Raw genomic sequence first — 24,813 nt, forward strand, 5'->3', positions numbered from 1 at the left:
GGAATTTGTAAAATTCAAATATATAAAGTTACATAAATATTGAATTACAACCAGAAAGATTAATTTAAAATATTTTTCATAATAAAGTGACTTATAATGAATATTTTTAATAACTTAGTGTAAACTAATTTATTAAAATCAATATTATGAAAAATGTAAACCTACAAAAAGGAAAAAAATTAAACAAGAGAGAATTACGTACCATTACCGGAGGTCTTCAAATGTGTATTGACCCAGATACTAATCAATGTATCGCTTATGGACGTCAGTGTGCAGAATTTCAATGCAGATATATTCCTTAAACTTATATTATTTTATAAGACCACTCTTAAACGAGTGGTTTTTTTATTTATATAATTTAGCAATACACTAAGTATAAACACGCAATTATCACGAAATTATAAATTAAATATAAAATATCTCTAAATACATTGAATTATTTTCAATACATTTCGTCATCAACAAATTTATTAAAACCAATATTATGAAAAATTTAAACATTGAAAAAGGAAAAAAATTGAACAAAAAAGAATTAAGAATAATTACTGGTGGGCGATTCATATGTACAGACCCTGATACAGGGGCCTGTAAAAGATTTGGAAATTTTTGCCAGGAACCAGAATGCAGAATTGAGCCTTAATTCAGGCTTTATATTAATTAAAACCATTTCAACTATTTTACAAAATCAATATTATGAAAAACCAAAATTTACAAAACGGAAAAAAACTTAGCAAAAAAGAGCTAAGAGTGATTACTGGCGGATTAATGCAGTGTCGTGATCCCAAAACAAATGGCTGCAGACTATTTTCTAATGGTTGCGCAGAAATTGATTGCCGTCCAGGATTAATCCCATAGACTAAAAAATTTAATATTATCAATATCACTCTATTCACGGGTGATATTTTTTTTATTCATTAACAAACAATTAGCTTATAATATATATTTACATTAATCTCAACAAAGTGATATATTAAGTGTTTTTTTCTCAGTACTATTGATAATGGGATTTCACGTAAAATCACTATACTACAATAAGATACATTTTTAAACAATAATACAAAACCATATAAATTATTCATTACAATATGACATATATTGAATTATTTTTAATAAATTAGTCACTAACTAACATATCAAACAAATCGAAGAACGGATCAAAGTTTACCAAAAGGAGAAAAACTTGATAAGAAAGAATTGAGAATAGTTAAAGGAGTCCTAACGCAATGTCGTGACAGATTTAAGATGCTTATAGAATTTTTTTAATGGCATGTGCAAAACCCCAATGTTGTCTAAAAGTAATTCCAGAATAAAACTAATTTACTAAATAATTAAAAATCATTATCATGAAAAATCAAAACGTACAAAAAGGAAAAAAATTAAACAAAAGAGAATTGAGAACCATTACGGGTGGTCTGGAAATGTGTATCGATCCTGGAACAGGGCAATGTAGAAAAACAGGTCCTAGTTGTGCCGAATTAAGATGCAGATTAGTAGACCCAATCGAATTATTCTAATCGAAATAGTACGGAAAACAATACCACTGTAATGGATGGTACTCATTTATAAAAATTTACTGACTCAAAAAAATCATTATCATGGAAAACAAAAATCTTCTGAAAGGAAAAAAATTGAACAAAAAAGAATTGAGAACAATAACCGGAGGTATGCTTGATTGTATGCAACCCGTTTTTTGTCCAACTAATCCTTGTGACCCAAGTATTCCTCAGCCAGATATAAATGGGTGTACATTAATCTCATCCGGATGTGCCCAAAAGATATGTAGACCTCTTTGATCCTGCTTAAAAGAAACAAATACATCCTATTTTCTTACCCTTAATTTTAACTAAAAATCATTACTATGAAAAATCAAAATGGAAAAAAACTGACTAAAAAAGAATTGAGAAGTATTACCGGTGGACTACTTGACTGTATTGATCCGGCAACAGGAGGTTGTAAAAGAATATCAATCAGCTGTGCCCAATTACAGTGCAGACCGATCATAGAACCTTAGAAAAATATTTTCAAAAAAAAATACCGCTCGATGAGCGGTATTTTATCTTAAATAATATATCCTCCAATCACATTCAGAGTCCATTTTCCATTTAAATACTCAGCTGAATACTTTGAAGAACTACTATTACCCCATTCAGTAATATAGACTTTGTTTAAATCCTTTTTATCTTTTTTAATTTTGGAGATCCCTCCCCGGAAAACATCAGTCACCCGGACATAAGCTGTCTGTTTACTTTCCTCTTCAGGAACGAATAAAACTCTGAATTCAGGATTGATTTGATGAAAATAATCGCAATCACTGCTGTACACGTTAAAACTATAATGTTCTTCTCTAAGATCTTCTATGCCATAGCTGGGTAACAATAATTCATAAAGCTGGGTAAACTTATTTTTTTCAGTTTTATACATAGGATTCAGATCATCAAAATCATTAATCCCATCTCCATCTGTATCTCTATTTGTAGGATTTAAACCAAAACTTTCTTCAAAAATATCATTATACCCGTCATGGTCAGAATCTTTTGTCAGATCATTTAAATTAATTTTAAATAATTTTCCTTCTTCTATTGGTGTATAGTCATCATAACCTGGCAGTCCGTCCATTTTTACAATTTTAACAAGACTCCCTTCCGCCTGAAAAAATCCGTCTTTTACAATAGGTTCCTTCTGCGTTTTATTAAAATAATAATGGCTGAAACTTAAGCCTAAAAAATAAGCAGAAGGTTGGTTATTTTCTATCTTTAAAAGCCAATATCCCATATTGTTTTTAGCCAAAGCATATTGTATTCTTCCAATCTCCTGTTTTGAAAAATACGAAAACTGTTCTGAAATTTTTTTCGTAAAATTTTCAAATTCTCTTTCTTTTGCTTTAAATCTTCTCTCAAATTCTTCTCTAGAAATACTATTGAAAAGAGAAGAGTCTATACTATCTTGCTTAAAACTTCTATACTTTTTAAGGTTTATAATCGTAAGATATTTCGGTTTTTCTTTAAGAATCTGTTTTACGGTATATGGCTTTTTTTCTATGTATTCACCGGTTTTATCTCCTTCAATAAAACATCTATCCTCAACGGTTTTTGAACAAGAGAAAAAAAATATAAAAACAAGAAAAGAAAAATACTTCATCACTTTAAATTTGATAAATGCATACAAAAAGCGCTCCCAAATTCATGGAAGCGCCTTTTAATTACTATAACTTTATTATTTCTTTATACATTAAATCTGAAGTGCATAATATCACCATCTTTAACGATGTATTCCTTTCCTTCTACCGATAACTTTCCAGCTTCTTTTACTTTAGCTTCAGAGCCGTAGCTTACATAATCATTATATTTAATAACTTCTGCACGAATAAATCCTTTTTCAAAATCAGTATGGATTACCCCGGCAGCCTGAGGCGCTGTCCACCCCTGACCAATAGTCCATGCTCTAACTTCTTTTACACCTGCAGTAAAGTAGGTCTGTAATTTCAATAAGTCATAAGCTTTTCTGATCAAACGGTTTACACCAGGCTCTTCCAACCCTAATTCCTCCAGGAAAATTTCTCTTTCTTCAAATGTTTCAAGTTCGTTGATATCAGCCTCAATCTGTGCTGCCAATACAACGATCTCCGAACCTTCTTTCTGAGCCATCTCATCAATTTTCCCAATCCATTCATTTCCGTTTTTAATTGAATTTTCATCAACGTTACAAACGTAAAGTACCGGCTTGTTTGTTAATAACTGAACCTCATTAATGATAGATTGTGTTTGGTCATTTACAGGAAATTCTCTTGCATTCTTCCCATCTTCTAAGAACTTCTGAAGATTCTGAAGAGTTTCGTAAGTAAGGATATCTTCTTTTTTTCCTGATTTGATAAACTTCTTAGCTTTTTCAACTGCTTTTCCAACAGTTTCAAGATCTTTCAGCTGAAGTTCAATGTCAATAATTTCTTTATCCCTCATAGGATCTACAGATCCTTCTACGTGGATAATATTTCCATTATCAAAACATCTTAAAACATGGATGATCGCCTCACATTCGCGAATATTTGCCAAGAACTGGTTTCCTAAACCTTCTCCTTTGCTAGCTCCTTTTACCAAACCTGCAATGTCCACAATTTCCACAACAGCTGGTAGAACTCTTTCTGGATTTACTAATTTCTCTAACTCAAATAATCTTTGATCCGGTACGGATACGGTTCCTAAGTTAGGTTCGATGGTACAGAAGGGATAATTGGCTGACTGAGCTTTTGCATTACTCAAACAATTAAACAGAGTTGATTTACCAACGTTCGGCAATCCTACGATTCCACATTTCATAATAATTAAGCTTTTAGCAAACAGCTTTTGGCCTATTGCTTGTTAAAGGTGTGCAAAGATAGTGATTTTAAGGTGAGTTTCATAATAAAAAAAATCTGCCAGACTTTGACAGATTTTTTTTATTTAATATTTTATCTTATGGATTTGCTCCTGTCGCATTTTGAGCTAATGGAGCGTCATCTGGAGCCTTTTCCAGCGTTTTATCTAGTGTAAATAAGGATTCATCTGTAGCTCGGTCACCTCCGGCAATTTTTAATTTATCAATTAAATTCTGAGCCAATGTTTCCTCCTCTATCTGTTCCTGTACAAACCATTGCATAAAATTCCAGGTTGCCCAATCTTTTTCCTGTAGGGAAAGATCAACGATCTTATAAATAGCTGTTGTATTATCTACTTCATGTTTAAAGATTCCATCAAAACAAGCTGTTAAAGATTCAGGGTCATTAGGTGGTGCCGGAATAGCATCCACTTTAGGTTTTCCACCTCTGTTTAAAACATATTCCATAAATTTAATGGAATGATTCCTCTCTTCCTGCGCATGTCTGTACAGAAAATTAGCAATTCCCTGATATCCTTTATCATCAGCCCAAATTCCATAAGACAGAAATGTATGTGATGCATGAATTTCTTTATTCATCTGATCACTCAATGCTTTTTCAATTGCAGGGGAAAGTCTGTTCGTGTTCATAATGTAATATTTTTAGTGATTATGAATACAATCCTGCAAAAATGATTCCGATAAAGTCTCTAATGATCTTGAAAAGTCTTAAAACTCACTTATAACAATCTGAAAAACTGCATTTTAAATCAATAATTTATAGTTATTCTAAAATAAAAGCAGTCCTGCACAGAACTGCTTTTATTATATTTTGATAATCTAAATCTTTTCTTGCTTATCACGAACAAGCTCTTTTTTAAACTATTTTATCTTTTTTGCCATATAGTCACTTTCATTTCCTAATCGATCTATAGCTTTAATCGCGATAGCATTGAGGCTCCTTCCATCTTTATTCTTAGGAATATCTTTGGTAAGTGTATCCAGCGTTAAAATCTCTGTTTCCCAAACCCCATTATACTGGGTGAATAATACCCATTGAAATACGTCTTTCAGGTTCTTAGTACTCCAGTTTGCCCGTATAGAGCTTCCGTTATCAGTAACAAACAATGTTGGCGTAGCCAAAGGCACCGCTTTAATCCATGGACTTTTGGGTACCAATGCTTTTTCTTTGTAAGGTCCATTTTTCAAAGTACTTAACATAGAAGGCGTCTTGGTAAGTCCTGCAATACTCCAGTGAACTTCACCCACATCGTTTTTTAAAATCTGCCTTGAAAGTTCTATCTGATTTTTAATTTCTGTTGAACGATCCGAAGTTTTAATTTCAACTGTATTTAATCCAGGCCACAAATGACGTTTTAAAGTATTTTCTGATTCCCACCAATTTAACAAAGCTTCAAAACCCTGTCCCTTGGAATCTATCGGCCAATATAATTGCGGAGAAAAATAATCTACCCATCCCCTGTTTAACCATAATTTTGCATCAGCATACAACTCGTCATATTGAGAAGAGCCCGTAATCCCTGCCGGATAGCCAGGTTTCCAGATTCCAAATGGGCTAATCCCAAATTTCACATAACTTTTTTCGGCATGAATTTCTTTGTAGATGCGTTCTACAAATTTATTCACATTATCTCTTCTCCAGTCAGCTCTGGACAATGTACCGCCACTATTTATATAAGCAGCCCAGCTAGCATTATCCGGAAAATCTGCTCCTCTGTTGTAGGCAGCATAAGGATAGAAATAATCATCAAAATGAACCGCATCTATATCATACCGCTGCACAATATCTTTTACAACATTAGAAACGTGTCCTTGTGTTTTAGGGTTAGCAGGATCAAACCAATACATCCCGTTCTTTAATCTAACGACAATATCTGATAATTTATTAGCCATTGATAAGCTATTAACAGCTCCTCCGTTCGTATGATGTGCTCTATATGGATTTAACCATACATGAAGTTCCAATCCTCTTTTATGAGATTCTTCGATCCAGAATTGTAAAGGATCATAATTGGGAAAAGGAGACCTCCCCGTTTCTCCAGTCAAAAAATAAGACCAGGGCTCCAATGAACTTGTATATAAAGCATCGGCTGATGGACGCACCTGGAAAATAACAGCATTGAAGTTGTTATCTTTCAGCATATCCAACATACTGATTGCCTCTGCCTTTTGCTGATCAATAGACAAATCATTTCTGGAAGGCCAGTTGATATTTGCCACACTTGCCACCCAGGCACCACGAAACTCTCTATTAATAGCAGGAAGATTGACTTTTACAATCTCATCGGCCGGTGGTACCGGATTAGGTTTAACAACAGGAAGATTAGGAGCATTCTTAACAGGACTTGTTGTATTGGGATTTTTTACGGGTTTTACAGTATTATTCTGAACGGTACGGGAACTACCACAAGACGCCAAAACGCCTAAAAGTACTATCAATTTTAAATTACTAACTCTCATAGGGTGCAAAACTACATTAAATTATTTTTTTTAGATTTTAAAAATATTATAATAAATTCAATTAATTATATTTTTTAAACAAAAAAAGCCCCGAAAAATCGAGGCTTATATTTATAAAGTCGGGGTTCTATTAAGCTTTCCCAGATCTTTCCATTCTTTTTCTTTCTTCTTCAGAAAGGATTTTCTTTCTCATTCTGATGAAGTTTGGAGTTACCTCGATTGCTTCATCACCTTGGATGTATTCCATGCATTCCTCTAATGAGAATAAGATTTTCGGTGCTACACCAGTATCTTTATCTTTTCCAGAAGCTCTCATGTTATTCAACTGTTTTGCTTCTACGATATTTACAACTAAATCTCCCGGTTTGTTTTGTTCACCAATGATCATCCCAGCGTAGATTTCCTCACCCGGATCCACAAAGAACTTACCTCTATCCTGTAGTTTAGCAATAGAATATTCAGTAGCAGGACCTTGAGTTTTGCTGATCAATACACCATTGTTTCTTCCAGGAATAGCACCTTTGAATGGCTTATATTCTGTGAAACGGTGCGCCATAATAGCTTCACCGGCAGTAGCAGTAAGCATTTGAGAACGTAATCCGATTAAACCTCTTGAAGGAATTTCGAATTCCATATGCTGCATCTCTCCTTTAGTTTCCATAATGTGAAGGTCACCTTTTCTCTGAGTTGCCAAATCGATCACTCTTGAAGCATACTCTTCAGGAACGTCAACAACTAATGATTCATAAGGCTCACATTTTTCACCATCAATTTCTCTAAGGATAACCTGTGGCTGACCAATTGTCATTTCATACCCTTCTCTTCTCATCGTTTCGATCAAAACTGATAAGTGAAGAATACCTCTACCAAAGACAAGGAATGTATTTGCATCGTCAGTCTGCTGAACTCTTAATGCTAAGTTTTTCTCTAATTCTTTTGTTAATCTTTCTTTCAGGTGATTAGAAGTAACATACTTACCATCTTTTCCGAAGAAAGGTGAATTGTTGATAGAGAACGTCATGTTCAATGTAGGCTCATCAATTGCAGTTCTTGGCAATGGCTCAGGGTTTTCCATATCCACGAAAGAATCACCGATCTGGAAAGCATCGAAACCTACTACAGCACAGATATCTCCTGCCTGTACTTCAGTTACTTTTTTCTTTCCTAAACCTTCGAAAACGTATAATTCTTTTACTTTTCCTTTTACAATTTTACCATCAGCCTGAGCAAGACCAATCCACTGAGATTCTTTAATCTCACCTCTTGTTACTTTTCCGATTGCAATTCTTCCTAAGAAAGAAGAATAATCAAGAGAAGTAATCTGCATTTGAAGGTTACCTTCAGATACTTTCGGTGCAGGAACATATTGTAAAATACCATCTAATAATGGGAAAATATCTTCTGTCTGCTCTAATGAAGTATTGAACCAACCTTGTTTAGAAGAACCATAGAACGTTGGGAAATCCAATTGCTCCTCAGTAGCTTCCAGGTTGAAGAATAAATCAAATACCTGATCGTGAACTTCGTCCGGACGACAGTTTGGTTTATCCACTTTATTAATAACCACTAATGGTCTCAAACCTAATTCTAAAGCTTTCTGCAATACGAATCTTGTTTGTGGCATTGGACCTTCGAAAGCATCTACTAACAAAATTACACCATCTGCCATTTTAAGTACTCTTTCAACCTCACCACCAAAATCGGCGTGACCAGGAGTATCGATTACGTTAATTTTAACGTCTTTATAAGTAACAGAAATATTTTTAGATAGAATGGTAATCCCTCTTTCTCTTTCAAGATCGTTATTATCCATTATTAATTCTCCACTTTCCTGATTTTCTCTGAAAATGTTTGTAGCATGAATAATCTTGTCAACCAAAGTCGTCTTCCCGTGGTCAACGTGTGCGATAATCGCAATATTTCTAATGTTTTGCATGAATGATTTTTACGGGTGCAAAAATAGTGTTTTTTAATTAATTAATTAGTATGATTATGTATTATTTAACAAATTCATAATGAGAAGGTTAAAATAAAACCCAGTATAGGGGCTTTACAACATCCCCGATCCACAAACCCACATCTATCTAATCATCTTGATGTTACATCCTTTAGATCTTATAATTTTAATATACTTTTTGAAAAAAATAAATCAATACTACTTGAATAAGAACCACCAATCCAAATTTTAATAAAAAAGATTTTTTCAAAATTTTATGTCGGAAAACAAACATTCCTGACAACGCACCAATGGTTCCCCCAAAAAATGTTAATAATAAAAGTGTATTTTCAGAAATTCTGCGCTGATATTTCTTGGCTCTCTTTTTATCAACACCAAAAATAAAAAAGCAAAACACATTTATAAGTAGTAGAAAATAAATCATAGGCCCTGCAAATGTAAGAGAAATATCACTAAAATTGTGGTGGCTGAGGCACTCGAAACCACTCTGCCTTTGAAAGCCTCAGGCATCGGACCGAATCAATCCAAATTATTTCTTATATCTCTGTACGCAATTGCTAATTTTGGTAAAAGTTCTGGTACTCCATTGATCAACGCTTCTTTTTTCTTGTGGCTCCATCCTTGTATTTGTTTTTCTCTGTAAAATGCAAAATATACTTGTTCATATTCTTCGTAATAAATAAGTTTTACAGGAAGCTTTTTAGAAGTTTGATTGGCACCTCCACCCTTTTGATGTTGTAAAATCCATTTTTGAAGATTATTAGTGCTTCCAGTATAATAGCTACCATCAGGGCAGAACAGAGCACAGCAGTATGTACATCCATCCTTTCATCTTTGAATTATTTGTGTTTTATAAAGATAGGAAAATTGGTTAATGGTGGCTTCTAGTGCCTCAGCCACCCGGAAATATTTTAATGATTTTAATTATAATATCAGAGATTTGCAATAAAACTCATGGGTAGACAATGCCATATAAAAAGAGCTGCCTTATAGAAAAGCAGCTCTTTTTTACAATATTTAACAAGATTATTTTTTTGCTTTAACGTCAACAGCGATCTCAATATCTTTACTAACCATCCATTCTGCAGGATCTGCTTCTGAAGTACCAAATTTAATACCCCAATCCGCTCTGTTTACCGTAAATTTAGCCTGAATAGAAGCTGAATTATCTGTCACATCTACTTTAGCAGGGAACGTAACATTCATTGTTTTTCCTAATAAGGTAAGATTACCACTTACTGTTTTATTGGCTCCCGTAACTGCATCTTTAGGTGCTTCTTTAAGATCGGTCACACTTGTAATTTTGAAATCTGAAACCGGATTCTTCTCCACATCGAAAAAGTCAGGTGTTTTCAAATGGGTTACCAAATCTTCAGGTTTTTTATCTTTTTCAGTTACTGAAGCAGGATCCACCTTGATAGAAGTCATATCAATAACAAAGTTTCCGGCAGAAATTTTTCCTCCTTCAACGCTTAAATCTCCAGATTTCACATTAAGTGTTCCCCATCGTGGAGCAAAACCTCCTTTGTGAGTTGCTTTCCAGTTTACAATAGATCCCGCTGCATCTACAGCTAATACTTCTCCTTTACTTTCTGCAACAGTCTGCTCTTGACCAGCACTCGTTGTAGCTGCTGATTTTTCTTTATTACAAGAGGCTGCAAGCAATCCTACTCCCACTAATGCGATAACAGTAATTTTTTTCATAATTGTTTTATTCTTTAAAATTATTTTTTACTAAAATAGAATTTCAGATTTGAAATTCAAAGTTTCAAAAGTAGAAAAAGCTTATTACATATCATCTTAACCTAGATCAAGAAATAATAAGTATGATTTTTATTGCTCATAGAGAAAGAATAATGAAAATGGTTTACTTAAACTTTAAAATACATTAACTTTGAGATGCGACAAATGATTAACATACTGGCTATGTTATCTATTCACCACTTCTGAAATACAATTCAACCACTAACAATTTAAAAATATGAATCAGCAATTATTTGAAAAAGTAGATCAATACATTGGTAATTTACTGGCTCCTGAAGACCATATCCTACAGGAAACCATTCAGTCTTTAGATGACGCCTCGATGCCTCAAATCAGCGTAACAGCAACACAGGGTAAGTTTCTGCAACTGATGTTGCTAACGTCTAAAGCTAAACGTGTACTCGAATTGGGGACATTAGGCGCCTACAGTACCATTTGGATGGCAAGAGCAATCCCTGCAGATGGTAAAATAATTACCGTAGAATTTGATCCTCACCATGCACAAATCGCCAGCCAGAATATTGCAAAAGCAGGATTTTCGGATCTTATTGATCTACGCATCGGTAAGGCGATGGATGTATTAAAAGAGCTTATTGCCAAAGGTGAAGAAACTTTCGACTTTATTTTTATTGATGCTGATAAACCTCCCTATGCTGAATATTTTGAATTAGCCTTGCAGCTTTCCCATCCCGGAACGGTCATCATTTGTGATAATGTAATTCGGGAAGGTAAGGTTCTCGATGAGAATACCAGCGACGAAAGAGTAAAAGGGGTACAACGTTTCAATCAGATGTTGGCTAATAATTCAAAAGTTACCGCTACCATTATGCAAACGGTAGGAGCGAAAGAATATGACGGAATGGCCATTGCTATTGTAAACTAGGATTCTTCTTGAATTTAAGGCATTGGTACCTATCTTTTCTCATTCCAAAATCTTAATTTAGCCTGCCGAAACCAGAACAATGACGACCGTAGAATTTATAAGAAAACAACTCAACATCTCTGAAAAGAGTATTAACAATACCCTACAACTACTTGCAGAAGATTGCACGATCCCTTTCATATCCAGATACCGGAAAGATTTTACCGGAAACCTGGACGAAGTACAGATAGAGCAGATTTCAAAACTAAGCAAGCAGTTTGATGATATTGTTAAAAGAAAGGAATCTATTCTTAAATCCATTGAAGAACAAGACTCATTAAACCCTGAACTGAAACAGAGAATTGAAGAAAGTTTTGATCTTCAGGAACTTGAAGACCTGTACCTTCCTTTTAAAAAACGTAAAAAAACAAAAGCGGATGCTGCCAAAGAAAAGGGATTAGAACCTCTGGCTAAAATCATTATGAGCCAGAAAACCGGGGATCTTGATTCTTTAGCGTCTCGATATCTCAATGATAGGGTTCATTCTGAAGAAGAAGCCCTTCAGGGCGCCAGAGATATTATGGCAGAATGGATCAACGAAAATATGTATGTCCGTAAAAATCTTCGAAGATTATTTCAGCGTAAGGCAGCTATTTCGTCAAAAGTTGTCAAAGCCAAAAAAGACGAAGAAAACGCTCAGAAATTCTCCCAGTATTTCGAATGGGAAGAGAGCCTCAACCGAACCCCTTCTCATAGACTTTTAGCTATGTTAAGAGCAGAGTCTGAAGGTTTTGTAAAGATAAATATAGGTGTAGACAAAGATGAAGCAATTGATTTCATTGAGAATGCTATTATAAAGTCTAAAAATGAAAGTGCCGAACAGATTGCAATTGCCATAAAAGACAGTTATAAAAGACTGCTAGAACCTGCTATTTCGAACGAAACACTGCAGGAAGCAAAAGAAAAGGCAGATAAAAAAGCAATTGAAATTTTTTCTGAAAACTTAACCCAGTTGTTATTGGCTCCACCCTTGGGAGAAAAAAGGATTTTAGCAATTGATCCTGGGTATAAAAGTGGATGTAAAATAGTCTGCCTTGATGAGAAAGGAGATCTTTTACACAACGAAACGATCTATCCTCACGCACCTCAGAATGAATCGGGAATGGCTATGAAAAAGATCCGTTCGATGGTGAACGCCTACAATATTGAAGCAATTTCAATAGGAAATGGAACGGCAAGCCGCGAAACCGAGTTTTTCATTAAGAAAATTGCTTTTAATAAGCCATTACAGGTTTTTGTGGTTTCAGAGGCAGGGGCATCTGTGTATTCTGCAAGCAAAATCGCCAGAGAAGAATTCCCAAGTTATGATGTAACAGTTCGTGGAGCCGTATCTATCGGCAGAAGATTAGCAGACCCATTGGCCGAGCTGGTTAAAATTGATGCCAAATCTATTGGCGTCGGTCAATATCAGCACGACGTAGATCAAACTCAGTTGAAAAATGAGCTGGATTCTACAGTTATGAAATGCGTAAACTCTGTTGGAATAAACCTTAATACAGCCAGTAAGTCATTGTTGAGCTATGTTTCAGGAATTGGTGAAAAGATGGCTGAAAACATCGTTAATTACCGCGCTGAAAATGGAGCTTTTGAAGACAGGAAACAACTAAAAAAAGTTCCCAGATTAGGAGAAAAAGCCTTTCAGCAAGCTGCAGCATTCATTAGAATAAGCAATGGAAAAAATGCTTTGGATAATTCAGCCGTTCACCCGGAAGCCTATGGTATCGTAGAAAAAATGGCAAAAGATCTTGGCATTAAATCTGATGAACTTATTGCCAATAAAGAAAAAATTGCATTAATCCAGGCTGAAAAATACATTACGGAGCAAATTGGTATTCTTGGAATCAGAGATATTTTAAAAGAGCTTGAAAAACCTGGATTAGATCCAAGAAAAGCAGCTAAAGTTTTTGAGTTCGATCCAAGTGTAAAAAGTGTAAAAGATTTAAAAATAGGAATGATCCTTCCAGGAATTGTCAATAATATTACCGCATTTGGATGTTTTGTTGATTTAGGAATCAAAGAAAGCGGACTCGTTCATATCTCTCAGCTGAAAGAGGGTTTTGTTTCTGACGTGAATGAAGTCGTAAAACTACATCAACATGTCCAGGTAAAAGTAACAGAAGTAGATGAAGTCAGAAAAAGAATTCAGCTAAGCATGATCCTGTAATGAATTTAGTTTGAAAATATCTGAAATTAAAGAAAGAAAAATCATTCATAGACCCACTCAAAATTTCGATGAGTGGGGAAATAGAATATATCATTCTTATGAATATCACCTCCCTTACAATCCTGGTTATAAGGGAAATGAAACCGAAAGACTTTTTGCCAAGTGGATAGATATGTTACCTTTTTGCTTAATTTTTTATTTTGTATTTCATAAAATGATTCTTGTAAGCATTGTACTTTCTGTCCCATGCGTTTTGGTTTTAGGAACACTAACAGAATTTTACTGGGGATCGACATTGGGAAAAAAGGTATTCAAAATTAAAGTAATTGATGATAACGGAAACTATCCTGTTTTTTTAAAATCACTGCAAAGAAACCTTTTATGCCTTGCTAATTTTTATCCCGTCTTCTCCGAACGCACAACCAGAACAGTTGCTATGGGAAGACAAACAAGAATGCAGATGAATTTTAGTATGCATATGAACAATACGATTTGTAAAACCTACATAGTAAAAGAAAGTAAAATTCCTGAAATCAAAGAGCTTTTGAAATATCAGGGGAATCAGAATCTTTTACCGCAAAAACAATTTTAAATAAAAAAACCGTCACATTTCTATGGCGGTTTTTTTTATTTGTTTATTTAAAATCTTTAGAATCCCTTCTCGGTTCTTTTGCTTCCGGCCATTTTACCGTTTCTCCTTTATCATCCTGAGGCATTACTCTTTTCTCCCTGCTGGTAAATTCAGGATCCTCTGATGCCATATAAGCTAAAGTAGCCGTTAAAATCACATTATTTTTAACCTCATCAAAAACAATCTTATCATACGTATCTTTTGTAGTATGCCACGTATAACCAAAATAGCCCCAATTCAATGAGCTTAAAGAAAACCCAGGAACACCAGCCGCTACAAATGAAGCGTGATCAGATCCTCCTCCACCAGGTAATCCGGGGAAATCAGTTTTAATATTGTCCCGTACTTTTTTAGGAACCGCATTCAACCATTTTCCAATATAGTCGTAGGACTTCACAAATCCCTGACCGTTGATATTCACTACACGACCCGTACCGTTGTCCTGGTTGAAAACAGCCTGAGTTCCTTTCATAATTTCCGGGTTATCTGCAACAAATCCCCTTGACCCATTCAATCCCTGTTCTTCACTTCCCCAGAGTCCTATTACAATTGTTCTTTTATTATTCGGGTAATACTTTTTAAGAATCCTCATTGTTTCGAGCATAGTAAGTGTTCCCGTTCCATTATCTGTAGCTCCCTGAGCTCCGTCCCATGAATCCAGATGTGCAGAAAGAATAACATATTCGTTAGGCTTTTCTTTTCCTTTGATCATTCCTATGGTATTAAAACTTTTGGATTCAGGAAGTATTTTTGATTGAGCTTCAAGCTTTATTTTTGGCTGAGCTCCTTTTTCGGCCATTCTATACAGCATTCCATAGTCTTCTACATCTATATCGATCATAGGGATCTTTGATGTTTTCGCCCCAAATATCCTGTTCGCACCCATAATTCCAGTCCAGTTAGAAATAGCAATTCCAGCTGCTCCTGCTTTTTCTAATGCTTCAGGAAGTGTATTATTATCATATCCTATGTTTTTCACATAGTCACGAAAATCTTTGGAAGCCTGCTCTTTTTCAGCTTTTAGCTTTTCATATAATTCAGGAGTAGCAAATTCTTTGATCTGATCATCCGAACGACCGATCTTCTGATATTGGGCCATTAATACAATTTTACCTTTCACAGAAGGTAGCCATTGATCAAACTCAGCCTTGGAAGACACTTTAGGAAGTATAACAACTTCAGCTTCAATTGCTTTTTTCGTTGCAGGACTCCAGGCCAACTGTGTTGCAGACAATGATTTTACACGGGGATAAGTCATATCTACATGAGTAATACCTCTCTGCCATCCTTTCCAGGTTCCAAACTGTTTAAGCTCTGCATCCACACCCCAGGAGCGAAGCGTTTTAGCCGTCCATTCATTTGCTGCAAGCATTTCGGGAGTCCCCACCAAACGGGGGCCGATGCCATCAAGCAGCTCATAAGCCATATTTTCGAGTTGAGAATTATTATTGGCTTCATTGACGAAGCTTTCTACAATAGGATTAAGCTTTTCCTGAGATTTTGAGGGAGCCTGTGCCCATGACAATTGCACTGCAAGAACTACAGCTGGCACCGCAAAAAATTTATTTATCTCCATAGTACATTATTGAATGCTTAAAGATAACAGAATTTGTATGAATGAAGAAAAAAATGAAGAATTAAAAGGCTTAAAAACCATATTGAACCTATAATATTTTCCGAGACACTAAAAAATTCACCTAAAAAATAAATAGATAAAAAATGATAAAGACCATATTAAAAATAACAACTTTTAATTCTTATCAAAAGGTATTACTTTTCGTTAATAAAAGCTTGCTCCTCTGCAGAAAGGAGAATAGCATCCTCTTTCTCCGCTTTTACCGGAACATTTTCCCAGATGCTTTTGGTAAAATCTACTTTCTGGGAAAGCCCCTCTCTGCTAGACTTTTCAAAAGTATTGTAAATTATTTCCCTGCTGAATTTTCTTTCATGCTTCTTTCCAAGATAGACCGCTGAATATTTATCACCTGAAAATCTGGTTAAAGCCGGGAGGTACATTCCGTCCTTTTTATAAAAATCAAAAATAAGCGTAGCATCACCGAGCTGATAATCATATTCTACTCCTGCCATTCTTCTTCTGATTGGTGGATATCCTGTCTGTAAATAATGGACTTCAAAATAAGTAATAACCTTATCAGTCTTATTATATTTTAGCTCTCCATTAAGTTCAATACCTGTACCTGACTCGATCTTAAAAGTAATCAACTGTTCATCCCCTTCTTCAGAGATCATTCTCCCTGAATATTTTGAATTAATACTGTTGATGTGATTCAGTGTACGGCCCAGTTCAAAACTAAAGAAATAATTCCCCATATATTCATGAGCAAATTCATTACTCCCTGGTGAAAAAATACTGTCTGATTTTGTATTTTTCAGGTATTTCACATTATTCAACTGCATCTGTAGGATCTTATCATAATTTTTACTGATCCCATCTTTATAGTTGTAATGGTTATTTTTGCTCCATAATTTGGATTCAGCAATAACTAAAAAGCAAAGTTCGTCGTTGTCTGATCTTTTTTCTTTGAATATTACATCATACAGAGAAGGCCCATTATAATATCTTTTTTTATAGTTCTTTTTTATATCATTAAAAAGTTTTTTTATGTCTACACTTACTATTTTTACCTCTTCAATGTTTTTAAATGTAGGCGTCAATTTGATCGGAGAATTAAAACCACTCACTTTTCTTTTCTGATATCCAAAAGCTGACACTTCAAAATTAGCTGCATTCTGTATAACCGGGGCAAAGCCGTCCTCATTGGTATAAACAACCTGATTATTGACAATAATCCTTGCATGGAATATGGCTTTCCCATTTTCTGAATCCACAACTTTTACTTTTTGGGCAGAAAAAAGACCAAAAAAAAGAATCAAAAATAAATAAGATTGCTTCATATGATGTGTAATTAATTTTTTACTTAACTATACAAATATATACCCAGAGAAGGAAATAAGAAAGTACTCTGAAACTATTTTTAAACAATTACAGAAAGAAAAATTAATATTTGAAAGACTAATCAATGATAAAATCATGGCATAAAAAAAGCCAGCTTAATAAGCCGGCTCCAGGAAATTTATTTTTTTGATTCCTCAACAGAAACTTTTCTGAAATCTTTGAACAACTTGCTTAGTTCTAAAGCTGATTTACGAGCTCTTGTTCCAGCTGCTTTGTTCCCTTTTTCAGCTTGTTGGTTTGCTTCAGTTGCGAATGCTTCAAATTCCGCGTTGATTTTTTCAATAAGTTCTTTCATTTATTTTAAAATTTAGGCTGCAAATATAGGTTTTATGGTGATTCCAGCCTAACTGAGACAAAAAAAGTTTACAAAAATTTTAAAAAAAATCATCCCCGATAATAAGTAATAAAAATACGAATAATAAAAAGTGGATAAAATTTTTAATTTAAAGTAAATTTTTCTGTCCTTTCCTTTTTCAATTAAGGATTTTTATTATAAAACATTTAGTATAACCAAGAAACTTATATTGTCAGAAAAAGGATTTAAAATTTAAGACAAGCGCGTTCTATTCTTTTTATTGGTTTTATGTACCTTCGTTTTTTAATAATCAGCCGCCTGTCTTATCTATGGAGTTGCCAAAAGAATATATTTTAAGGGATACCAACATCAGCACACTTTCTGTTTATGAACTTTTGAAACACACCCAAACGGCAAAATTCATAGAGGAAAAAAACTTTCATGATATCGTACCCATGGTTCTTGATATCAATTCAGGAGTTTTTACCAAATCACTTTCTTTAATTGGATTTCCAAATGTTTCTGTAAGCCAGGTCGGATCTTCATTAATAACTGCATGCTCTTGTGACCATTCAAAAGAAAAGCTTTGTGAACACCAGGCAGAAATTATTTACAGCATTCTAGAACAAAAAAACTTCCGTATTTTCTTTGATGCTAATTTAAGACAAAGAACCCTGGTTTCTTTTGCCAAGAGTTTTGGGTTGGAAAATGAGCCCAACCTTGATCATTATTTTCACCTGAAACTACAGAATGGAAAACTGGATATTCAATCGAAGATAAAAGAACTTCTTCAAATTGATGACCATGCTTTCAAACAGAATTTATTGCCACAGCGACAACCCCTTTTAAAAGAATTAGGAATGCTGAATACCGATAAAAGGAAGTTCCTTATTGTCGGTAAACACCGCTATTATAATTTTTTGAATTTTTCATTAATAGAAGCTGATACTGCTCAAAATGGTAAAATCAAAAATCCAATACACGTGATCGACCCGATGCAGCTTATCTGGAAAGCTAATCAGCCACAGGAAATTAAATTCTACACTGCAATTGCTGCATTTCAAAATAAATTCAGTGAAGAACAGGGTTCAACAGACTTGGAGGCACTGAAATTAATTGTTCAAAATCCTTTAGGCCTGGAAGTATACTATCATGATCATACGATAACTGAATCAATCTCATCAAGGTCTTTGGTACCGATAGGACTCTCCTTATTAAAGGCAGAAATACAGCTTACTGTCTTTAAAAAAGATCCTTTCTATGAGATTACGGGTGAACTGAACTTTAATGATATTTCTCTTCCTTTTAAAAATGTTATCATCAGAAATGATTCTTTTATTCACCATCAGAATACATTGAGTCTGATCGACAATCCGGATCTCCTCCGGGTAATCCAATTTTTTAAATCCAATAACGAGATCCTTCTTATTCATGCTTCAAAGTATGAGAACTTTTTACAGACCGTTTTAGCATCATTGGAACCCTATGTTCATATTAATTACAGCTATATTCATTCCGCTACTCCCGTACAGCTTGAAGAAAAGAACTTTGAAGTAGAAAAGATCATCTATTTACATCAGGAAGGCAATTATATATCAATTACTCCGGTGATGAAGTACGGTTCTGTAGAAGTAGCTGTCTACTCCAGAAAACAACTTTATGATACAGATCAAAATGGAAATCTGTTTAAAATAGAACGAAATTATGAAGCTGAAACAGCACTTACTTCAGTAATCGTGCAACAGCATCCCGACTTCACAGAGCAATTGGAAGCTCATGAATATTTCTACCTGTATAAAGATAAATTTCTGGATGCAGATTGGTTTCTTAAAGCTTTTGAAATATGGAAAAATGAAGGTATAAGCATTCTTGGGTTCAATGAATTAAAAAATAACAAGCTCAATCCCAATCGGGCGAAGATCAATATTCAGGTTACAACCGGCATCGACTGGTTCAATGCAAAGTTAAGTGTCCGTTTTGGCGGCAAAGAAGCAAGTCTTAAACAGGTACACAGGGCTCTCCGTAATAAAACAAAATTTGTACAGCTGGATGATGGCACTCAGGGCATCTTACCTGATGAATGGATCAACAAAATAACAAAGTATTTCCAGATTGGTGATATTGACGAAGATCTGCTTAAAATTCCAAAGGTTAGTTTTTCGGAGGTTTCAGGTTGGTTTGAAAAAGAAGTCTTAAGTAAGGAGGTTCAAACTGAACTACTTTTATATTCAAAAGAATTTTCAATGCTGAAAAAGGCACCGGAAATTCATGTTTCTACGGAATTGAAAACTTCACTCAGAGATTATCAAAAGGAAGGTCTCAATTGGTTGGGACTGTTGGATCATTATAATTTTGGAGGATGCCTAGCGGATGATATGGGTTTAGGAAAAACAGTCCAGATCATTGCATTTATTCTATATCAAAAGGAAAAATATGGCAACAGAACCAATCTGATCGTTGTTCCGACTTCTCTATTGTTCAACTGGCAGGAAGAGATTCAAAAGTTTGCCCCTTCCCTGAAGGTATTAGTGCATTATGGTGCTGACAGGCAAAAAACCATCAGCCATTTCCAGGATTTTGAAGTGGTTCTTACCAGCTATGGAATGCTACTCTCAGACATTCGTTTCCTTAAAACATTCCACTTCGACTATATTTTCCTGGATGAATCACAGACCATTAAAAATCCTAATTCCGAAAAACATAAAGCTGCACGCCTTTTACAGGCAAGGAACAGAATTGTTCTAACAGGAACTCCTATTGAAAATAATACTTTTGACCTGTATGGACAGCTTTCATTTGCTTCTCCCGGATTGCTGGGTAGCAAACAGTATTTTAAAGATACCTATGCCATTCCAATTGATAAATTTGAATATAGCAAACGGACCATTGAACTTCAGCAAAAGATAAACCCTTTTATCTTGCGGAGAACAAAAAAACAAGTAGCAAAAGAGCTTCCTGAAAAAACAGAGATGGTCATCTATTGTGAAATGAATGCAGAACAGCGAAAAATCTATGATCTTTATGAACGGGAACTTCGTGATTTTATATCTGCATCTACAGACGATGAAACGCTAAAAAACAGCATGCATGTTTTAACGGGTCTTACTAAACTCAGACAGATCTGTAATTCTCCGGTTTTACTGAAAGAAGGACATTCGGGCGAGCATGCCGTGAAAATTCAATTATTAACGGAACAAATCGAAAATAAATCAAAGGAGCATAAAATTCTTGTATTCTCTCAATTTGTCGGAATGCTGGATCTCATTAAAAAAGAGCTTGAAGATAAAAATATTCCTTTCGAGTACCTTACCGGCCAGACTAAGGACCGTGGAACAAAAGTCCATCGTTTCCAGACAGATGAAAATGTACGGGTATTCCTTATCAGCCTAAAAGCAGGAGGAGTTGGCCTCAATCTTACAGAAGCAGATTATATTTATCTCGTGGATCCATGGTGGAATCCTGCTGCTGAGAATCAAGCTATTGACAGAAGTTACAGGATTGGACAGACAAAACATGTGGTAGCTGTCCGTATGGTATGCACCAACACCATTGAAGAGAAAATACTCAATCTTCAGAAGAAAAAGAACAAACTTGCACAGGGCCTTATCAAAACTGAAGAATCGAAATCACAGAATTACACCAAATCCGATCTATTACAAATTTTAGGATAAAATAAAGCAGCCTGAAAAACAGAAAAATTTCAACAGGAGAAGTAAAAAGGTTTTCATATCTTTGATTTTTATAATTCACAAGGGATGAGCGACCAATTAGAAACTATAGAAGACTATTACAGAAATATCAGAGAAAATCAATTGAAAATGTTTGATTCTCATGATTTTGAGTTGGGAAAATCACATTTTAATATTTCCATGCGAAGATACTGTAGTTTCAAAAGCCCATACAACCGGAGAGATTATTATAAAATAAGCTTTATCATCGGTAAAGGAACCTTTCAATATGGACAGCAGGAGCTTTATATAGACCGTCCAGCCCTGTTTTTTCCTTCGCCTAATATTCCTTATTCATGGGAATGTGACGGGGACCTGCAAGAAGGCTATTTCTGTCTTTTCAATCAGGAATTCTTTCATGGAAATTCAGAGTTCAAATTATTTAAGAAAACATCCTTATTTAAAGAATGGAGTATGCCGATAGTATTTTTAACACCGGAACAGACCCAATTGGTTTCGGTTTATTTTGAGCAGATGTACAAGCTCAACAACTCCAACTATCCATTTCGGTGTGGAAGTATTAAAAGTCATTTAGCCTCTGTCCTTCACCTGGCTCTCGAAAACCGTGTGGAAGATATTGACTTGGATGAGCTTCCGGCAAATGTCCGTTTGTACCGCCTGTTCGATGAACTTCTCAACAAACAGTTCCCTCTAGATTCTCCTGCCTACCCTCTTGCTTTAAAAACAGCCTCAGATTTCGCAGAACACCTCAACGTTCACGTCAACCACTTAAATGCTTCTGTAAAGTCTGTAACAAACCTTACCACCACTCATATTATTAAAGAAAGAATGTTTGAAGAATCTAAAAATCTTTTAAAATATACCAATTGGGATATTGCTGAAATTGGTTATACATTAGGATTCGATCAGCCTTCTCATTTCAACAATTTCTTCAAAAAATATTCAAACACCTCCCCTCTAAAATTCAAACACGCTATTTAATTCTTTGAATTTTGTAATTTTTACTTTGTCTTTTAAAATCAATATCAAAGATTCTTAGCTTATTTTTGTATTGTTAAAAAAAGAATGAATTATGTTGAGAGAAGCATCTGAACAACGAATCAGATTGATCACCATTATGGCCTTTATATCAATCCCATTATCAGGGTTTGTAACGGACATTTATTTACCCTCTTTCCCCGCAATGGCCAGAGGCATGCAGGTTTCAGAAAAAGATATCCAGATCACTCTTACGTCCTATTTACTGAGTTATGGAATTTCGCAATTATTTATAGGAGGAATTTTAGATAGTATTGGACGCTACCGTCCCAAATTAGCCGCTTTATTTTTATTGGTCATAACCAGTATCCTGATTACCATGACGGACAGTATTTTATTGATCTGCCTTCTCCGTATCCTTCAGGGAATTGCTGTTTCGGTATTAGTTGTAGCAACACGTGCTATTTTTGTAGATATTTATGATGCTGATAAAGTAAAACATTACCTCAGCTATTTCACCATTGTATGGTCATTGGGGCCTATTTTAGCACCATTCCTTGGTGGTTATTTAGAAAAATTATTTAACTGGCATGCGAATTTTTATTTCCTGGCCTTTTATGCAGGAGCTATATTGATTTTTGAATGGTTTTTCAGTGGGGAAAGTCTGCCACAGAAAAAGAAACTCAATTTTTCAGAAAATATCAGCCTGTATAAAATGATGTTGCAAAACCGGATATTCATGCTGGGAATTATTATTCTAGGGTTAAGCTATTCCATTGTGATGTTGTTTAACATTACTGGACCTTTTATTATTGAAAATACTTTTCATTTTACCCCGGTTGTGATTGGGTATTGTACCCTTATTCTGGGTTTCTCATGGATGATTGGTGGTTTTATTGGTAAAAAAAGAGTTGCATTGGGTTTCAAATCAAGAATCTTACAGCCTATTATTTTACAGTTAACCCTCATTGTGGGATTAATTGCTGTAAGCTACTATACAGAGAGTTTATATATCATGATCCCCTTTGCATTTTTTATCCATATCTGTTCCGGGATTTTGTTTACTTCTTTTTTCACCACAAGCATGTTATATTTTCCAAAAAATGCAGGAACTGCAGGAGGATTAATGGGTGGACTGGTTTATATTATTACCTCTATCACCAGTTTCATTATTTCAGTAAGTGGAACTGTAGCGCTGCAAAAAGAACTGTCCTGGCGGTATTTAATAATAGCAGTCCTTCTTCTGGGTATTATCCTCACCATGAACCACACCTTAAAAAAAGAAAAAGCAGAGAATTGATCTCTGCTTTTTTATTTGGAGACGTTAGCAATAGCTCTTCATTGTAAAATTACTCCAATCTAATTGTTGATGTCGCGAATCCAATTGTTGATGGATAATGTTTTTACTGTAAGCAGTATATAAACTAATATTGCACTGTCAAAATAAAATTATTGTAATTTAAAAAGGAATACAGAAATTTATATTTCCTATTCATCTATTCAATAAAAATTAAAATACGAAAAACTCAAAACAAAGTATTAACAATGGTAGCGTTCGTCAAAAAACAATGGAAACAGATAATGATCATTCTAATGATCTACTCCACCTGGACTGTGGCGGCTTTTCTATTTCTGATCCGACTGCAGGGTCTGGAAACTACCCTCAAACAATTTGGAACTGGCAACCAACTTTATATAAATTTTATTCATACCGTTGTAAAGGGAACTATTGTATACTATGTCCTTATCTACTATTTAGCGATTCCCTTAATAAAAACCAGGAATTGGAAGAAAGCACTCTTACAAGGCTCCCTATTTTTCATACTATTAACTGTTTATGAGTACATATGGAATTTCAAAATTCAGGATACACTACCTACAGATCCCAGTTATGTTTCACCAAACATATTTTTTCTTACTGCCGCTTTACTTGATGTAGTCATAGTTCTCATATCTATCTTTTTTGCAACAATTATAACTTCCAATGAAATGCGTAAACATAAAGAAGAACTGGAAAAAGAAAAATTAAAGGCTGAACTTGCTGCTATAAAGTATCAGATCAATCCTCATTTTCTTTTTAATTCTTTAAGCTTTATTTATACAAAGACCATTAAAGCAAGCCCTGAAGCTGCACATGCCGTACACTTGCTTTCCGAGATCATGAGCTATGCCCTTGATGACTGGGATGAGCTCGGAACGGTTCCTCTGGCATTGGAAATTGATCATATGAAAAAAGTAATAGAAATGAATCAGATCCGGTTCAATCATATGCTAAAAATTAAGTATTACGAACACATTGACACCGATGATGCCTATGTATCCTATGTCCCGACATTAGCATTTGTTACTTTGGTAGAAAATGCTTTCAAACATGGAGAATTAAATGATGAAAAAAACCAGGTGACCATTGAACTGGAGGCAACAAAAAGTAAAATCTATTTTCTGGTGAGCAATAAAAAGAAAAAAGGACCTAAAGAACCCTCAAAAGGAATAGGATTAAATAATGTGCAACAACGTTTACAGCTGATGTATGGAGTTAAGCACTCCTTCACCATCAAGGAGGATGAAAACTATTATTTAAATGAAATAACCATAAATCTTTAAA

Annotated in this window: 23 protein-coding genes; 12 read left to right on the forward strand and 11 right to left on the reverse strand. The window is 34.7% G+C overall.

Translation table 11 applies throughout. The features are described 5' to 3' along the window. The first annotated feature begins 146 nt into the window (after positions 1–146). From CEY12_RS22430 to CEY12_RS22210, 5 genes are all read left to right on the forward strand, one after another. Positions 147–302, forward strand: a complete 156-nt coding sequence (locus tag CEY12_RS22430; RefSeq protein WP_172821012.1) for a hypothetical protein — start codon at positions 147–149, stop codon at positions 300–302. Positions 303–484: 182 nt separating this feature from the next. Further along, positions 485–640: a hypothetical protein gene (locus CEY12_RS22435; protein WP_172821013.1), complete on the forward strand. Its 156-nt coding sequence runs from the start codon at positions 485–487 to the stop codon at positions 638–640. Between the two features lie 703 nt (positions 641–1,343). Further along, entirely contained in the window at positions 1,344–1,514 is a 171-nt protein-coding gene (locus CEY12_RS22440) for a hypothetical protein (RefSeq protein ID WP_172821014.1), read from the forward strand. Between the two features lie 81 nt (positions 1,515–1,595). After that, on the forward strand, positions 1,596–1,793 hold the full coding sequence (locus CEY12_RS05620) for a bacteriocin (protein WP_089026755.1): 198 nt from the start codon (positions 1,596–1,598) through the stop codon (positions 1,791–1,793). A 65-nt stretch (positions 1,794–1,858) separates the two neighbouring features. After that, complete coding sequence (locus CEY12_RS22210; protein ID WP_157676761.1) at positions 1,859–2,011, forward strand: bacteriocin; 153 nt, start codon at positions 1,859–1,861, stop codon at positions 2,009–2,011. Between the two features lie 47 nt (positions 2,012–2,058). On the opposite strand, the gene CEY12_RS05625 is transcribed toward CEY12_RS22210, so the two are convergent. From CEY12_RS05625 to CEY12_RS05660, 8 genes are all read right to left on the reverse strand, one after another. Continuing rightward, positions 2,059–3,138, reverse strand: coding sequence for a hypothetical protein (locus tag CEY12_RS05625; protein ID WP_089026756.1), 1,080 nt, complete (start codon positions 3,136–3,138; stop codon positions 2,059–2,061). 83 nt (positions 3,139–3,221) lie between these two features. After that, positions 3,222–4,313 carry a redox-regulated ATPase YchF gene (gene ychF, locus CEY12_RS05630; RefSeq protein WP_089026757.1) on the reverse strand — a complete coding sequence of 364 codons (1,092 nt, stop codon included), beginning with the start codon at positions 4,311–4,313 and terminating at the stop codon, positions 3,222–3,224. Between the two features lie 136 nt (positions 4,314–4,449). After that, complete coding sequence (locus CEY12_RS05635) at positions 4,450–5,001, reverse strand: ferritin (protein ID WP_089026758.1); 552 nt, start codon at positions 4,999–5,001, stop codon at positions 4,450–4,452. 231 nt (positions 5,002–5,232) lie between these two features. Then, positions 5,233–6,831, reverse strand: coding sequence for a glycoside hydrolase family 10 protein (locus tag CEY12_RS05640; RefSeq protein WP_089026759.1), 1,599 nt, complete (start codon positions 6,829–6,831; stop codon positions 5,233–5,235). A 130-nt stretch (positions 6,832–6,961) separates the two neighbouring features. Next, the gene (gene typA, locus CEY12_RS05645) at positions 6,962–8,767 is read right to left on the reverse strand and encodes a translational GTPase TypA (protein WP_089026760.1); all 1,806 of its coding nucleotides are present in this window, start codon (positions 8,765–8,767) and stop codon (positions 6,962–6,964) included. Positions 8,768–8,954: 187 nt separating this feature from the next. After that, positions 8,955–9,212 carry a DUF1294 domain-containing protein gene (locus CEY12_RS05650; RefSeq protein WP_089026761.1) on the reverse strand — a complete coding sequence of 86 codons (258 nt, stop codon included), beginning with the start codon at positions 9,210–9,212 and terminating at the stop codon, positions 8,955–8,957. A gap of 95 nt (positions 9,213–9,307) precedes the next feature. Continuing rightward, a complete protein-coding gene (locus CEY12_RS05655; RefSeq protein ID WP_228409844.1) occupies positions 9,308–9,589 on the reverse strand; it encodes a GIY-YIG nuclease family protein in 282 nt (93 codons plus the stop codon). A gap of 225 nt (positions 9,590–9,814) precedes the next feature. Beyond that, a complete protein-coding gene (locus CEY12_RS05660; RefSeq protein ID WP_089026762.1) occupies positions 9,815–10,492 on the reverse strand; it encodes a YceI family protein in 678 nt (225 codons plus the stop codon). Between the two features lie 277 nt (positions 10,493–10,769). On the opposite strand from CEY12_RS05660, the gene CEY12_RS05665 reads away from it, so the two are divergent. The 3 genes from CEY12_RS05665 (at position 10,770) to CEY12_RS05675 (ending at position 14,230) form a co-directional block, all read left to right on the forward strand. Then, positions 10,770–11,435 (forward strand): O-methyltransferase, encoded by a 666-nt coding sequence (locus tag CEY12_RS05665; protein WP_089026763.1) that lies wholly within the window; start codon positions 10,770–10,772, stop codon positions 11,433–11,435. 79 nt (positions 11,436–11,514) lie between these two features. Continuing rightward, positions 11,515–13,638: a Tex family protein gene (locus CEY12_RS05670; protein WP_089026764.1), complete on the forward strand. Its 2,124-nt coding sequence runs from the start codon at positions 11,515–11,517 to the stop codon at positions 13,636–13,638. Between the two features lie 10 nt (positions 13,639–13,648). Continuing rightward, a complete protein-coding gene (locus tag CEY12_RS05675; protein ID WP_089026765.1) occupies positions 13,649–14,230 on the forward strand; it encodes an RDD family protein in 582 nt (193 codons plus the stop codon). A 43-nt stretch (positions 14,231–14,273) separates the two neighbouring features. Here CEY12_RS05675 and CEY12_RS05680 read toward each other — a convergent pair whose 3' ends face one another. The 3 genes from CEY12_RS05680 to CEY12_RS05690 all read right to left on the reverse strand — a co-directional run bounded on the left by CEY12_RS05680 (position 14,274) and on the right by CEY12_RS05690 (position 17,541). Next, entirely contained in the window at positions 14,274–15,845 is a 1,572-nt protein-coding gene (locus CEY12_RS05680; protein ID WP_089026766.1) for a M20/M25/M40 family metallo-hydrolase, read from the reverse strand. A 194-nt stretch (positions 15,846–16,039) separates the two neighbouring features. After that, a complete protein-coding gene (locus CEY12_RS05685; RefSeq protein WP_157676762.1) occupies positions 16,040–17,119 on the reverse strand; it encodes a hypothetical protein in 1,080 nt (359 codons plus the stop codon). 245 nt (positions 17,120–17,364) lie between these two features. Then, a complete protein-coding gene (locus tag CEY12_RS05690) occupies positions 17,365–17,541 on the reverse strand; it encodes a histone H1 (protein WP_089026768.1) in 177 nt (58 codons plus the stop codon). Between the two features lie 329 nt (positions 17,542–17,870). On the opposite strand from CEY12_RS05690, the gene CEY12_RS05695 reads away from it, so the two are divergent. The 4 genes from CEY12_RS05695 to CEY12_RS05710 all read left to right on the forward strand — a co-directional run bounded on the left by CEY12_RS05695 (position 17,871) and on the right by CEY12_RS05710 (position 24,812). After that, a complete protein-coding gene (locus CEY12_RS05695) occupies positions 17,871–21,212 on the forward strand; it encodes a DEAD/DEAH box helicase (protein ID WP_089026769.1) in 3,342 nt (1,113 codons plus the stop codon). 84 nt (positions 21,213–21,296) lie between these two features. Then, positions 21,297–22,211, forward strand: a complete 915-nt coding sequence (locus CEY12_RS05700) for a helix-turn-helix domain-containing protein (protein ID WP_089026770.1) — start codon at positions 21,297–21,299, stop codon at positions 22,209–22,211. 91 nt (positions 22,212–22,302) lie between these two features. Further along, complete coding sequence (locus tag CEY12_RS05705; RefSeq protein ID WP_089026771.1) at positions 22,303–23,508, forward strand: MFS transporter; 1,206 nt, start codon at positions 22,303–22,305, stop codon at positions 23,506–23,508. A 245-nt stretch (positions 23,509–23,753) separates the two neighbouring features. Further along, positions 23,754–24,812 (forward strand): sensor histidine kinase, encoded by a 1,059-nt coding sequence (locus tag CEY12_RS05710; RefSeq protein ID WP_089026772.1) that lies wholly within the window; start codon positions 23,754–23,756, stop codon positions 24,810–24,812. The last annotated feature ends 1 nt before the right edge of the window (position 24,813 follow it).

It is taken from the genome of Chryseobacterium sp. T16E-39, assembly GCF_002216065.1.
In the GTDB taxonomy this organism is placed as follows: domain Bacteria; phylum Bacteroidota; class Bacteroidia; order Flavobacteriales; family Weeksellaceae; genus Chryseobacterium.